This is a genomic window from Cereibacter azotoformans (assembly GCF_021391315.1).
Lineage (GTDB): Bacteria > Pseudomonadota > Alphaproteobacteria > Rhodobacterales > Rhodobacteraceae > Cereibacter_A > Cereibacter_A azotoformans.
Genome location: NZ_CP090021.1, coordinates 1,557,316 through 1,570,265, shown reverse-complemented (window position 1 = coordinate 1,570,265; position 12,950 = coordinate 1,557,316). Strand labels below are relative to the sequence as shown.

Below are 12,950 nucleotides of genomic sequence, written 5' to 3'. Positions count from 1 at the left end.
CGATGACGGACAGGATGGCGACCGCCGGGCCGGTCCCGGCGGGCCTCGGGGGCCGAAGCCTCCTCATGGCGGCGGGCCTCTTTGCGGTGCTGGCCGTGGCCACGCTGGTGGGCGGACGCTACGGCCTGCTGCTCGCGATCGGCCTCGGCTTCGGGATCACGCTGGAAGGCTTGCGCTTCGGCTTTGCAGGGCCGTGGCGCGCGATGATCCTGCGGAGAGAGCCCGCGGGCCTTCTGGCGCAACTGCTGGCCATCGCGCTGGTCGCGGTGGTGGCGATTCCCCTCATCGGGGCCAATCCCTCGGAACTGATCGGCGCCCACGCGCCGGTCGGCTGGGCCATGGTGGGCGGAGCCTTCGTCTTCGGCATCTGCATGCAGCTGGTGCTTGGCTGCGGCTCTGGCACGCTTGTGAATGCCGGCAGCGGCAATGCGGTGGCGGCGCTGGCCTTGCCCTTCTTCGCCGTGGGCAGCTTCCTCGGCGCCTATCACATCGACTGGTGGAACGGGCTCGGTCTCGCGCCGGTGATGGTGCTGGACGGCCTCTCGGGGCTGGGCGTGACGCTGGCGGCCCTCGCCGCCGTGGCGCTGGCGGCGATCTGGCTCGGCGTGCCGGGCGGGGCGCGGCTGCCGCGCCGGCTCTGGCTGGCGGCGGCGGCGCTGGCGGTGCTTGCGCTGCTCAACCTCGTGGTGGCGGGTCAGCCTTGGGGCGTGGTCTATGGCCTCGGGCTCTGGGCGGCCAAGGGGGCCGTCGCGATGGGGGCGGACCTCTCGGCCTCCGCCTTCTGGAGCGCCCCCGCGCAGGTCGAACGGCTGCGTGAGAGCGTGCTGACCGACGTGACCTCGCTCACCAACATCGGGATGATCGCGGGTGCGGTGGGGGTGAGCCTCTGGCGGGGGGGCCTCGGCACCGCGGTTCCGGGCCTGCCGGCCAAGGCCTGGGTTGCGGCCGTGATCTCGGGGCTGCTTCTGGGCTATTCCTCGCGGCTGGCCTTCGGCTGCAACGTGGGCGCCTTCTTCAGCGGCATCTCGACCGGCAGCCTGCACGGCTGGGTCTGGTTCGTCGCGGCCTTCGTCGGTTCCTGGGTCGGCATCCGCCTACGGCCCGGCCTGGGGCTGGAGGGGCCGCGATGACCAGGAAACCCGTGGCTCTCCTCGTCCTGCTGGCGGTGGCGGGGGTGCTCGCCCTCGATGCGGCGGTGAGCGAGCCGCCCAATCCCTACCAGGCGCCGCCGATCCTCGCCCTCGGATCGGGGCTCGCGCCGGGCGGAGCGCACTGCTCGGCCGCCGGTTCCTGACACGCGGCGCCCTTCGGGGCGCCGTTTTCCGTATCGGCTGCCGGACGGTCCGCGGCGGGGGCCTGCAAGGATCCTGCGCGCGGGACGGCGCAGGGCGGAACGCTTCAGGATTTTCGTTGACAGAACCGTGAACTGGTCAGCTATTCTGACCGCGCGGCGCCGTTGGGAGGCGGGCCGCTTCTGCACGACAGACCGGACCCTTGCCGCGGCGCCTCTGGCCCGCGGCCTGTCCGGCGTGACGGTTCAACACGGGAGGAAGACATGAAGCGACTGACAGCGTCCCTCGCGGCACTTTCCCTGACCGCGGGTCTTGCCCATGCGCAGGGTGCCGACGTGCCCGACAACCTCGAGAAGCTCTCGAATTTCCAGAGCACGGGCAAGAGTGACTTCACCTTCATCGAGCAGGGCGGGGACTTCGCCGAAGGCATCAAGCGCACGCTCGAGCGGATCACGCTGCCGCCGGGCTTCCGCATCGGCCTTTACGCGGTCGTGCCCGACGCGCGCCACATGGCGGTGGGGCCGCAGGGCATCGTGACCTTCGTCGGCACCCGCAAGGACAAGGTCTGGGCCGTCACCGACCGCAACAAGGACCGGGTCGCCGACGAGGTGAAGGACTTCGCCCCCTCGCTGCGCTTCACCATCCCGAACGGTCCCTGCTTCTCGAGGGACGGCTTTCTCTACATCGCCGAGCAGAACCGGGTGCTCCTGTTCCCCGCGGCCGAGTTCTTCTACGAGTCGGGCGACGTGGCGGCCTTCAACCTCGTCAAGCAGGGCGAGCTGATCCCGGTCGAGGAGGAAAGCTTCAACCACACGGCGCGGGTCTGCGACATCGGGCCGGACGGGATGATCTACATCGCACTCGGCCAGCCCTTCAACGTGCCGGCGCCCGAAAAGCGCGAGCTTTACGACAAGTGGGGCATCGGCGGCATCATCCGCATGAAGACGGACGGCAGCGGCCGCGAGGTCTTTGCCCGCGGCATCCGCAACTCGGTGGGCATGGACATCCACCCCGAGACGGGCGAGGTCTGGTTCACCGACAATCAGGTGGACGGGATGGGCGACGACATCCCTCCGGGTGAGTTGAACCGCGCGACCGGGCCGGGGCAGAACTTCGGCTTTCCCTGGTATGGCGGCGGCAGCGTCCGCACTGTCGAATACAAGGATGACGAGCCGCCTGCGGATGCGGTGATGCCCGTGGTCGAGATGGATGCCCATGCCGCCGATCTCGGTATGATGTTCTACACCGGCTCGATGTTCCCCGAGGAATATCGCGGGGCCATCTTCTCGGCGCAGCACGGCTCGTGGAACCGGACGACGCCGGTCGGCGCGCGCGTCATGGTCACCACCCTCGCCGAGGATGGCAGCGCCACGACGAAGCCCTTTGCCGAAGGCTGGATCGACGAGAACGGCGAATATCTCGGCCGGCCCGTGGATGTGGCGCAGATGCGCGATGGCTCCATCCTCGTGTCGGACGATCTCGTGGGGGCGATCTACCGCATCTGGTATCAGCCGGAATGAGACGGCTTGCGCTTGTGGCCGGTCTGGGCGGGGTTGTCCTCGCCCAGTCGGTGCCGGCCGAGGAGCCGGTCGGCAATCCCGCCGAGGGCAAGGTGGCGGCCGGGCTCTGCCGCACCTGCCACGGGCTGAACGGGTTCGCCCGCATCCCCATCGCCCCCCATATCGGGGGCGAGCATCCTTCCTACATCCGCCATCAGCTCGAGGCCTTCCGCTCGGGCGCGCGCGAGCATGAGATCATGTCGGTGGTGGCCGCTGCGCTGACGGACGCGCAGATCGCCGACCTCGCCGCCTGGTTCGCGATCCAGCGCATCCGGGCGGAACTGAAGCCGGGGGTCGATCCCCATGCCGCGCCCGAGGCCTGTGCGCTCTGTCACGGGGCCGACGGGCTGGCCGTGCTGGAGGATGCGCCGAACCTGGCCGGCGAGAATGCGATCTATATCGAGACCCAGCTCAAGGCCTTCCGGACCGGCCGGCGGGTGCATGAGATCATGTCACCCATCGCCTCGGACCTGACCGACGACGAGATCCGTGCCGCCGCCGACTGGTATGCGGCGGTCGAGATCGAGATCGAGCCGCCGCCCTGACGCGGCGATCAGGCCGCTGCCATCTGCCGCCGCGCGGCCTGATCCTCGAGCGCCACGCGCTCGGACGTCTTCTGCAGTCCGTGGACGAGGAAGACGCCCATGAAGAAATGGTAGAGGACCGTCATCGGCAGCAGGTGAAAGAGGTAGATCCAGCCGCCCCAGATCGTGGCCAGCGCCACCACCACGAGCGAGCCGACGAACGAGACCACGAAGGTGATCAGGATCGCCGCGCCGTTGACGCCCGTATAGCGTCCGACGATGGCGCGGCGTTCGATCTCGGTCGCGCCGAAGAGAAGGGCCAGCGAGGCGGCCAGCGAGAGGGTGATGAAGAGGAACACTCGCATATCCTTTCGTTCTGCCCGCACGGGACGCGCCGGTCGCGCCCCGGTGCAGGACCCTCGTAGCGTCGGAACCGTCACCGCACAATGAGGCGAGATGACCGCCCCCGCCGAACCATCGCGAGATGTCTGGTGGGTGGTGAGGGGCTCGAACCCCCGACATCCTCGGTGTAAACGAGACGCTCTACCAACTGAGCTAACCACCCGCGGATCGCCCTCTACTCCGGACCGGGGCGGTTCCGCAAGTCCGCAAACCGCGCGGTGCATCATCCCGACCCGCCGGCGCGGCACGGCGGCCGTCTCGGGCGGGCATTCCGGCAACGGTGCGGGCTGTCGAAGCCACTCGCGTAGGGCGGGTGCAGGAAAACGGTTGTATCCCGGAAGGCGCTGGGGAAAGCTGACGGGGCGGATCCGAAGCCGAACCGTCGCGGCCTGCTCTCCATCCGGTACGATGGCGGCCGCGAAGGGCCGGACCGGGGAAGGGGTCCGGGCAGCGGCCGCGCCTCCCGGCCCGGAACAGGAGGTTGCGGCGGTGCGTTTCATCGTGCAATGCCGGGCACTTCGGCCGGATCGCGCAGGTGAGAGGCGAGTCGGAGCGGGGCTGACAGGACATTGGGCGCAACAGGATCAACCCCGTCCGCGGCACAGATCAGCGGACGGCTGACCATCGAGACTCTGGCCCGGACGCGGCACAACCTCGCGTCCGCCGAGCGGGAAGGGCGGCTCGACATGGGGGCCGTCGAGGCGCTCGACACGGCCGGCGCCTGGGCCATTCTCAGCGCGCAGAAGCGCGCCGAGGCCGGTGGGCGTCCGTTCGAGATCGTGAACCTGAGCGAGGCCCACCGCCACCTGCTGGCCACGGTCGCCAACGCCATGCCCGAGCCCGAGCCGCGGCGTCGGACGATCCCGGGCCGGCCGGGGGACGGGCTGGCGCAGCTCGGGCAGGAGGTGGCCGGAGGGCTGCGGGGCAGCCTCGATTCCATGGCCTTCTTCGGCCAGGTCGTGGCCCATCTGGGGGGCCTTCTGATTCATCCGCGGCGGCTGCGCCTTACGCCGCTCGTGCATCACATGCAGGAGGCGGGCTGGAACGCCGTGCCGATCGTCACGCTGATGGGCTTCCTGATCGGCATCGTCCTGGCCTTCCAGGGCTCGACCCAGCTCAAGGCCTTCGGAGCCGAGGTCTATGTCGTGGATCTCGTGGCCATCTCGATCCTGCGCGAGCTGGGCATCCTGCTGACGGCGATCATCGTGGCCGGCCGGTCGGGCTCGGCCTTCACCGCCGCCATCGGCTCGATGAAGATGCGCGAGGAGATCGACGCGATGCGCGTGCTCGGGCTCGATCCGATCGACCGGCTGGTGCTGCCGAGGCTGATCGCGCTGGTGATCCTGCTGCCCGTGCTCGGCTTCATCGCCTCGATGGCCGGGCTGGTGGGGGGCGCGCTGATGGCCTGGATCGACCTCGGCATCACGCCGGGGATGTTCCGCACGCAGCTTCTGGCCGACACGGACGTGAACCATGCGATCATCGGCCTCGTCAAGGCGCCTTTCTTCGCCGTGATCATCGCCGTGATCGGCTGCCATCAGGGAATGCAGGTCTCGGGCAACGCCGAGTCGCTGGGCAGCCACACCTCGCGTTCGGTGGTGCAGGCGATCTTCCTCGTGATCGTGGTGGACGCGCTCTTCTCGGTCTTTTTCGCGGTCTGGGGGCTCTGATGGCACGGGAGGTCGTGATCGAGGTGCGCGGGTTGAAGAACCAGTTCGGCCCGAACGTGATCCACGAGGATCTGGATCTCGACATCTACCGGGGAGAGGTGCTGGGCATCGTCGGCGGCTCGGGCACGGGCAAGTCGGTGCTGCTGCGCTCGATCGTGGGCCTGCAGGCGCCGCGCGCGGGCAGCGTCCGGGTCTTTGGCGTGGATGTGCGCCAGGCGCCGAGGGCCGAGATGGCCAGGGTCGAGAACCGCTGGGGCGTGATGTTCCAGGACGGGGCTCTCTTCTCCTCGCTCACGGTGCGCGAGAATGTCGAGGCGCCCATGCGCGAGCGGACGGACCTCGATCCCGAGACCCGCCGCGCGCTGGCCGACCTGAAGATCGCCATGGTCGGGCTGCCGCCCAAGGCACGCACGCTCTTTCCGTCGGAGCTGTCGGGGGGGATGCGCAAGCGGGCCGGGCTGGCGCGGGCGCTCGCGCTCGATCCCGAGATCCTCTTTCTCGACGAGCCGACGGCCGGCCTCGATCCGATCGGCGCCTCGGAGTTCGACGCGCTGATCCGCAACCTGCAGACATCCCTTGGACTGACCGTGTTTCTCGTGACGCACGATCTCGATACGCTGCATGCAACCTGCGACCGCATCGCGGTTCTGGCAGAAAGGGAAGTTCTGGTGACGGGAACCATCCGCGAGCTGATGGAGGTGGACCACCCCTGGGTGCGCGACTATTTCCACGGGCCGCGCGCCCATGCGGCGCTGCTGGCGGCGGAGGGCTGAGCGATGGAGACGCGCGCGCGCTATGTGCTGATCGGGATCTTCACGCTGCTGAGCATTCTCGCCACGCTTGGCTTTCTTCTGTGGCTCGCCAAGGTGGAACTGGACCGCACCTACGCGGAATATGACATCCTCTTCACCAGCGTGGAGGGACTGGGGCGGGCCAGCCCGGTGCGCTACAACGGCGTGGATGTGGGCGAGGTGCTGACGATCGAGGTGGACGAGGAGGATTCGTCGCTGGTGCGGGTGCGGATCCAGCTCGCAGCCACCACCCCGGTGCGGACCGACACGCGGGCGCAGGTGGCCTCGCAGGGGGTGACGGGCGTCTCTTATGTCGCGCTCTCGGGCGGCGCGGCCCCGGAGCCGCTTCAGGCCGAAGAGGGCCAGTGGCCCCCGGTGATCCCCTCGGAACGCTCGGCCGTGCAGGCCCTGACCGCCGATGCCCCCACGCTGCTGGCCGAGGCGATCGCGCTTCTGAAGGACATCCAGACCTTCACCGGCCCCGAGAACCGGGCCGCTGTCGAAAGCATCCTGACCAACGCCGACGCCTCGGTGCAGAACATCGCGGCCATCACGCGGGACGCGTCCGAGGCCACCGCGCGGCTGAACGACTTCACCGCCCGGCTCGACACGATGGCGGATCGCGCCGAAGAGGCGCTTGCCACGCTCGAGACCGCGCTCGAGGAAGGGCAAGGGGCGGCCTCGGCGGCCCGTGACACGTTCGAATCGGTCAACCGGGTGGTGGATCAGGATGTGCCGCCGATGCTTGCCCAGATCCGCAGCGCGGTCGCCGGGATCGAGCAATCCGTTGCGGGCATCCGCAACTTCGCCGACAACGGGCTGCCGCAATACGCCAGCCTCGCCGCCGAGACCCGCCGGACGGTCACGAACTTCAACTCGCTGATCGCCCAGATCTCGCGCGATCCGGCACGGTTCTTCCTCGGCAACCAGACCCCGTCCTACAGGAGATGACGATGCGTGCCCTGACCCGTTCCACACTCCTCGTTGCGACCCTGATGCTGGCGGGCTGCGGTGCCGTCACGTCGCTCTCGCGCGCCTCCGAGCAGCTCGACACCTACACCCTGTCGCCCCTGCCCGGACCGGGAGGCGGCGGCGCGCGTCATGTCGTGGTCGAGCCGGTGACGGCCGGCGGGGCCCTGTCCACGGACCGGATCCTGATCAAGCCCTCGCGCGTGCAGGCGCAGTATCTGCCCGATGCGCGCTGGTCGGACCCGGCTCCGGCGCTGGTGCAGACGCTGCTGGTGGGCTCTCTCCAGAATGCCGGCGGCTTCCGGCTTGTGGCGCGCGAGGCCGCGGGACTGATCCCCGACTACACGCTGATGACCGAACTGCGCGACTTCCAGGCCGAGGCCCCTCCCGGCGCGACTCCGGTTGTCCGGGTCGCCATGGTCCTGACGCTGATCCGCGAGTCCGACCGGAGCGTGGCCTCCAGCCGGCGCGTCGAGGCCGTGGCGCAGGCCGCCTCCGACACGACGGGCGATGTCGTCGTGGCCTTCGAGGCGGCGGTGACGCAGGCGCTGGGGCAGGCGATCGGCTGGGCGCGGGCGCAGGCGCGCTGAGCCGGGCCGGGCGCATGTCGTTTTCTGGCGGCAAGCGCCGGAATCGTTGCCGGGCGCGGCCTCGAAAAGCGTCATAAGGACGCAAAAGGGCAGCCGGCTTTTGGAGGATGGGCGATGAACGAGGTCACGGCACGCAGGGCGCGGGGTGGCGGCGGATCGGCGCGGCGGGCGGAGAGGACGGCGGTCAGCCTCGAGACGGCCCGATTCATCACCCGCAACATCCCGAACTTCGAAATCCTGAACGAGGAGGCGCTCCAGATCATCGAGTGGAACGCCGAGACGGTCCTCGAGGAGATCGGCGTCAACTTCCTCGAGAATCCGGCGGCTTTGCAACGGTGGCGCGACGCTGGCGCCGATGTGCGCGGCGAGCGGGTGCATATTCCCCGAGGGCTGGCGCGCAAGCTCTGCGCGACGGCGCCGTCGAGCTTCACCCAGCACGCCCGCAACCCCGCCCGCAATGTCGAGATCGGCGGGCGCAGCCTCGTCCTCGCCCCCGTCTATGGCCCGCCCTTCGTGCGCGACCACGAGGGCGGGCGGCGCTACGCCACGATGGAGGACTTCCGAAACTTCGTGAAGCTTGGCTACATGTCGAAGTGGCTGCACCATTCCGGCGGCACGGTCTGCGAGCCGACCGACGTGCCGGTGAACAAGCGTCACCTCGACATGCTCCATGCCCACATGACGCTCTCGGACAAGCCCTTCATGGGCTCCGTCACCGAACCGTCGCGGGCCGAGGATTCGGTCGAGATGGCCAAGCTCCTGTTCGGCGCGGAGTTCGTCGATCAGAACACGGTCATGACCTCGCTCGTGAACATCAACTCGCCGCTCACCTTCGACGCGACCATGATGGGCGCGCTTGAGGTCTATGCGGCGGCCAATCAGGCGGCCATCGTCTCGCCCTTCATCGTGGGCGGTGCCATGGCCCCGGTGACGGTGGCGGGGACGCTGACCCAGGTGCTGGCCGAGGTGCTGGCCGGCGTGGCCTACAGCCAGCTCATCCGCCCCGGTGCCCCGGTGATCTTCGGCGCCTTCGTGACCTCGATCGACATGAACTCGGGCGCCCCCACCTTCGGCACGCCCGAGGCCGCCCACATCACCTACGGAGCCGGCCAGCTCGCCCGTCGGCTGGGTCTGCCCTACCGCTCGGGCGGCTCGTTCTGCGGCTCGAAGTTGCCGGATGCGCAGGCCGCCTATGAGACGGCCAACTCGCTCAACGTGGCGCTCATGTCGGGCGTGAACTTCATGCTCCACGCCTGCGGGTGGCTCGAGGGCGGGCTCGTCTCCTCCTACGAAAAGTTCATAATGGATGCCGACCAGCTGGGCACGCTGCATCATCTGGCGCAGGGCGTGGCGGTGGATGCGAACGGGCAGGGGATGGATGCGATCCGCGAAGTGGGTCCCGGCGGCCATTATCTCGGCTGTGCCCACACGCAGGCCAACTTCAAGTCGGCCTTCTGGCGCTCGGACCTGTTCGACTACAAGCCCTTCGAGACGTGGGAGGAAGAAGGCGCGCGCGACACCGAAGTGCTTGCGGCCGCCCGGGTGAAGAAGCTTCTGGCCGACTACCAGAGGCCCGCACTCGACGAGGCGGTGGCCGAATCCCTCTCCGCCTATGTGGCGCGCAAGAAGGAGGCGGCTCCCGACGCCTTCATCTGACCAACGCCGAGGGCTCTGTCCCGCCTCATGGCCCGGGTCAGAGCCCGTCCGGCCCGCGGGTGCGGAACTGTTTTTCGAACCGCCGGGAGTCCTGCGGCGGACCCTGAGGCTTTCTGGGCACAACCGCCCGTCGGATGAGCGTGCGGTTGACCGCTCTTGCGCCAGGGAGATGGCGCATGAACGCAAGAACCGGCTGACCATGCCTCAGGCTGACGGCGCGAAAGCTCCGGGAAGCGGCGCGTCGTCGGCATCGCATCCGGGCAAGATGGAACCAGTGTCAGAGCTGGCGTCCACATGCAGACCTGTCAGGAAACCTCGGGATGGTCTTCGAAACGTCAAGACGTTTCCCGATGTCGAGCGGCGGCGCCTGTGCGGCGCCTGCCCTTCGATTTACTGGAGCGGGCGATGAGATTCGAACTCACGACCCTTACCTTGGCAAGGTAATGCTCTACCCCTGAGCTACGCCCGCGCTCCGTGGGGCAGGTATTAGCGGAGCGGCATGGCGGCTGCAAGGGGTTTTTCCTGTGTCTGCAGCGCGCCTTGCGAGGAAATCCCGGACGATCTGGACAGAGCGTCCGAATCAGGATGAGGACGCCCATGGCCCTTCCAGCGATCGGCGAGCCACGCCACGCAGAACTGGATCGAGAGCCCGGCCGACAGAAGGAACGTGTCGAGAAGGAAGCGGTTGCCCGCCACATCCTTCACCCCCTGCAGCACGAAGCAGAGGATCGTGCCGGTGGCGAACACCTGCAAGGCGTGGCGGCCCAGGAGTGCGAACGGCTCGGCCCAGCTGGACGCCGAGACCCGCCGCACCCAGACCAGCGTGCTCACGAGGTAGGCCAGCGCAAGGACATGCAGCAGGCGCGGAAGGCTGGCGAAGGTCTTGTCGAACGCCGTGATGTAGAAGGGCAGGCCGACCTGCCGGTTCAGGATCCACATGAAGTGGTTCATCGTCTCCTTGATGAGCGGCACCTTCAGCCAGAGCAGCGCAAGGATCAGATACCCCGCCGCCAGCGCCTGCAGCCACGGAAGGATCGGGACGAAGCGGCGGCCCTGCTTCATGGCAACCCCGGTCAGAAGGCCGAAGACGAAGATCACCTGCCAGGCCAGCGGATTGAAGAACCAGCCGCCGGGGTTGGGAAAGTTCGGAAGGTTCAGCCGGAACTGCCCCGTTACGATCCAGAAGAGAATCGAGCCCGCCAGCAGGATCCGCGGCCAGCGCAGCGCGCCGATTATGAGAAGCGGCGTGGCCAGCAGCAGCACCGCATAGAGCGGCAGGATGTTGGTGTAGCCGAGCTGGTGCGTCAGCGCCGGCACGCCGATCAGGAAGCCCAGAGGCTTCTGAAACAGCACCCAGACCTGATTCTCATGCAGAAGCTGCGGAGCGGCAAACCAGAGGGCAAAGGCCGCCGATATGGCGATCGCCCAGGCGGTCGTCAGCAGGTGAACGAGGTAGAGGGTCCAGCTCCGCCGCCAGATCCTGCGCGCCCCGGCCCAGTTGGCCCGGTGCAGCCCCTTGGAATAGGCAAGCCCCGCCGCAATGCCCGACATCAGGACGAAGCCCTCGGCCGCGTCCGAGAAGCCGAAGTTCCGGTTGGTGAATTTCTCCCACACCGTTCCCGGCACATGGTTGATGAAGATCATCACCAGTGCGAGGCCGCGGAACATGTCGAGCCGCTTGTCCCGTCCCGGAGCGACATGTGGCTGGTCAGGCATGGATCACCGCCATCGAGGACGAGGCTTCCGGCGCCGGCTCCTGCTCCCAGTCGGCGAAGATCGTCTGGTGTGCCAGAAGCACCGGCGTCGGAGCCAACTCGAGCGGCATGGTGAACAGCGCCGAGCGGCTGCGTTTGGAGGTGACCGAGATCACCAGCGGAGACAGGATCATGGGAATGGCGACCGGAAGCAGCCAGGGCACGAGGCCCGGCGCGAAGTAATAGGTGGCTCCAAGCCCGGCGACGCCCCAGGTCACGATCCAGTGGCTTGCCATCCAGGCCTGTCCGAACGAGAGGCTGCCGTCGCCCCGGTTGTTCGTGGGCCAGCCGCCGTCGCGGCCAAGCAGAACCTGAAGCACCGAGCGGGTCTGGAAGGCCATGAGGATCGGCGCGATGACGCTGGAAAAGACCAGTTCGGCCAGGGTCGAGACCAGTACCCGGACGGGTCCCCCGAAGCCGGCCGCGCGGCCCGAGGCGATCGCCTCGATGGCGATCATCAGCTTGGGCAGCAACAGAAGGCCGAAGATGCCGACGGCCAGACCGATCGCCTTCCAGGTCTCATCCGACGGAAAGACCGGGAACGGCCAGTAGGGCACGGGGAAGTAGTCGAGCGGAGGAGCGAAGAACGGCGCGGCGATCGAGGCCGCGATGAACCCCAGCCAGAAGAGGGGGGCGATGTAGGACATGATGCCCTGCACGAAGACGAAGCGGTTCCACGCCCGCAGGCCCGGCGCGAGCAGGATGCGCCCGTGCTGCAAATTGCCCTGGCACCAGCGACGGTCCCGTTTGGCGTGATCGACCAGGTTCTCCGGCCCTTCCTCGTAGGATCCCCGGATGTCGTCGTCGAACCGGACGATCCAGCCGGCCCGCGCCAGAAGCGCCGCCTCGACGTAATCGTGGCTCATGACAGGGCCACCGAAGGGCGGCGGGCCCGACAGTTCGGGCAGGCCGCAGCTTTCGGCAAAGGCGCGCACGCGGACGATGGCGTTGTGGCCCCAGAACGGCCCGGTCTCGCCCTGCATCATGGCCAGGCCGCGGGCGAAGACCGGCGCGTGGAGCGCGGCCGAGAACTGCATCGACCGGCCGAAACGGGCCCGGGCCCTGGTCACGACGGGCAGCGTCTGCAAGAGGCCCAGCCGCGGTTCGGCCTCCATCCGGCGGACCATCTCCACCAGCGTCTCGCCTTCCATCAGGCTGTCCGCGTCGAGGATAACGGCGAAGTCATAGGCGGCGCCGGACTTCTGGAAGAAATCCTCGATGTTGCCCGCCTTGCGACCGCGGTTCACCGCGCGGCGGCGGTAGAAGATGCGCCCCTCGGCGTCGCGCTCGCGCAGGAGGCGCAGGAACCAGAACCTCTCGCGGGCGGCGATGCCCTCGTCGCGCGTGTCCGAGAGGATGGCAAAGTCGAACATCCCGTGCCAGGGCGTGGCCGCCAGCGAGGCGTCCATTGCCGCGATCCGCGAGAAGGTTGCGACAGGATCCTCGTTATAGACCGGGACGAGGATGACCGTCCGGCCCGAGATCGGGGCGTCGGGATCCACATTGGCCGGACGGCGGGGGCGCGTGAACAGGCCGAGCACAGCATGGGCGGCGCCCCAGCCGAGCCAGGAGGTCGAGACGAGGATCAGCACGCTCCGCGTGATGTCCATCGCGTCGAGCCCGTCCGACGATCCGAACTGCAGGAAAAGAAAGAAGGCCCCGGCTGCCGCGGTGAGGCTGATTGCCGCCGCAACGAGACGCGAGGCCAACGTGACGGCGCGCAGGCGCCGTTGCGCGGACATG

Annotated in this window: 12 protein-coding genes and 2 tRNA genes; 9 read left to right on the top strand and 5 right to left on the bottom strand. The window is 68.4% G+C overall.

The window, feature by feature from the left end:
* The first annotated feature begins 2 nt into the window (after nucleotides 1–2).
* The 4 genes from LV780_RS07850 to LV780_RS07835 all read left to right on the top strand — a co-directional run bounded on the left by LV780_RS07850 (nucleotide 3) and on the right by LV780_RS07835 (nucleotide 3,396).
* On the top strand, nucleotides 3–1,130 hold the full coding sequence (locus LV780_RS07850) for a YeeE/YedE thiosulfate transporter family protein (protein WP_011908795.1): 1,128 nt from the start codon (nucleotides 3–5) through the stop codon (nucleotides 1,128–1,130).
* Complete coding sequence (locus tag LV780_RS07845) at nucleotides 1,127–1,294, top strand: hypothetical protein (RefSeq protein ID WP_011908794.1); 168 nt, start codon at nucleotides 1,127–1,129, stop codon at nucleotides 1,292–1,294. Before LV780_RS07850 ends, LV780_RS07845 begins: the two co-directional genes overlap by 4 nt.
* Before the next feature lie 261 nt (nucleotides 1,295–1,555).
* Entirely contained in the window at nucleotides 1,556–2,812 is a 1,257-nt protein-coding gene (locus LV780_RS07840; protein WP_108220276.1) for a PQQ-dependent sugar dehydrogenase, read from the top strand.
* Nucleotides 2,809–3,396 carry a c-type cytochrome gene (locus LV780_RS07835; RefSeq protein WP_108220275.1) on the top strand — a complete coding sequence of 196 codons (588 nt, stop codon included), beginning with the start codon at nucleotides 2,809–2,811 and terminating at the stop codon, nucleotides 3,394–3,396. Before LV780_RS07840 ends, LV780_RS07835 begins: the two co-directional genes overlap by 4 nt.
* Before the next feature lie 8 nt (nucleotides 3,397–3,404).
* On the opposite strand, the gene LV780_RS07830 is transcribed toward LV780_RS07835, so the two are convergent.
* Both LV780_RS07830 and LV780_RS07825 read right to left on the bottom strand, forming a co-directional pair.
* Nucleotides 3,405–3,734, bottom strand: coding sequence for a hypothetical protein (locus tag LV780_RS07830; protein WP_044248121.1), 330 nt, complete (start codon nucleotides 3,732–3,734; stop codon nucleotides 3,405–3,407).
* Between the two features lie 130 nt (nucleotides 3,735–3,864).
* Nucleotides 3,865–3,940: transfer RNA gene (locus tag LV780_RS07825), tRNA-Val, on the bottom strand.
* A 406-nt stretch (nucleotides 3,941–4,346) separates the two neighbouring features.
* Between LV780_RS07825 and LV780_RS07820 the strand changes: the two genes are divergently transcribed.
* The 5 genes from LV780_RS07820 to LV780_RS07800 all read left to right on the top strand — a co-directional run bounded on the left by LV780_RS07820 (nucleotide 4,347) and on the right by LV780_RS07800 (nucleotide 9,453).
* Nucleotides 4,347–5,447: an ABC transporter permease gene (locus tag LV780_RS07820; RefSeq protein WP_181318453.1), complete on the top strand. Its 1,101-nt coding sequence runs from the start codon at nucleotides 4,347–4,349 to the stop codon at nucleotides 5,445–5,447.
* Complete coding sequence (locus tag LV780_RS07815) at nucleotides 5,447–6,220, top strand: ABC transporter ATP-binding protein (protein ID WP_117344981.1); 774 nt, start codon at nucleotides 5,447–5,449, stop codon at nucleotides 6,218–6,220. Before LV780_RS07820 ends, LV780_RS07815 begins: the two co-directional genes overlap by 1 nt.
* A gap of 3 nt (nucleotides 6,221–6,223) precedes the next feature.
* Nucleotides 6,224–7,189 (top strand): MlaD family protein, encoded by a 966-nt coding sequence (locus tag LV780_RS07810; RefSeq protein WP_011908740.1) that lies wholly within the window; start codon nucleotides 6,224–6,226, stop codon nucleotides 7,187–7,189.
* 2 nt (nucleotides 7,190–7,191) lie between these two features.
* On the top strand, nucleotides 7,192–7,797 hold the full coding sequence (locus LV780_RS07805) for an ABC-type transport auxiliary lipoprotein family protein (protein ID WP_101341666.1): 606 nt from the start codon (nucleotides 7,192–7,194) through the stop codon (nucleotides 7,795–7,797).
* 114 nt (nucleotides 7,798–7,911) lie between these two features.
* Nucleotides 7,912–9,453: a trimethylamine methyltransferase family protein gene (locus tag LV780_RS07800; protein WP_108220274.1), complete on the top strand. Its 1,542-nt coding sequence runs from the start codon at nucleotides 7,912–7,914 to the stop codon at nucleotides 9,451–9,453.
* Nucleotides 9,454–9,847: 394 nt separating this feature from the next.
* Here the strand turns inward: LV780_RS07800 and LV780_RS07795 are convergent.
* The 3 genes from LV780_RS07795 to mdoH form a co-directional block, all read right to left on the bottom strand.
* Nucleotides 9,848–9,922 (bottom strand) — tRNA-Gly (locus LV780_RS07795).
* A gap of 17 nt (nucleotides 9,923–9,939) precedes the next feature.
* Nucleotides 9,940–11,169: an OpgC family protein gene (locus tag LV780_RS07790; RefSeq protein WP_108220273.1), complete on the bottom strand. Its 1,230-nt coding sequence runs from the start codon at nucleotides 11,167–11,169 to the stop codon at nucleotides 9,940–9,942.
* Entirely contained in the window at nucleotides 11,162–12,949 is a 1,788-nt protein-coding gene (mdoH, locus tag LV780_RS07785) for a glucans biosynthesis glucosyltransferase MdoH (RefSeq protein ID WP_117344980.1), read from the bottom strand. Before mdoH ends, LV780_RS07790 begins: the two co-directional genes overlap by 8 nt.
* Nucleotide 12,950 lies beyond the last annotated feature (1 nt).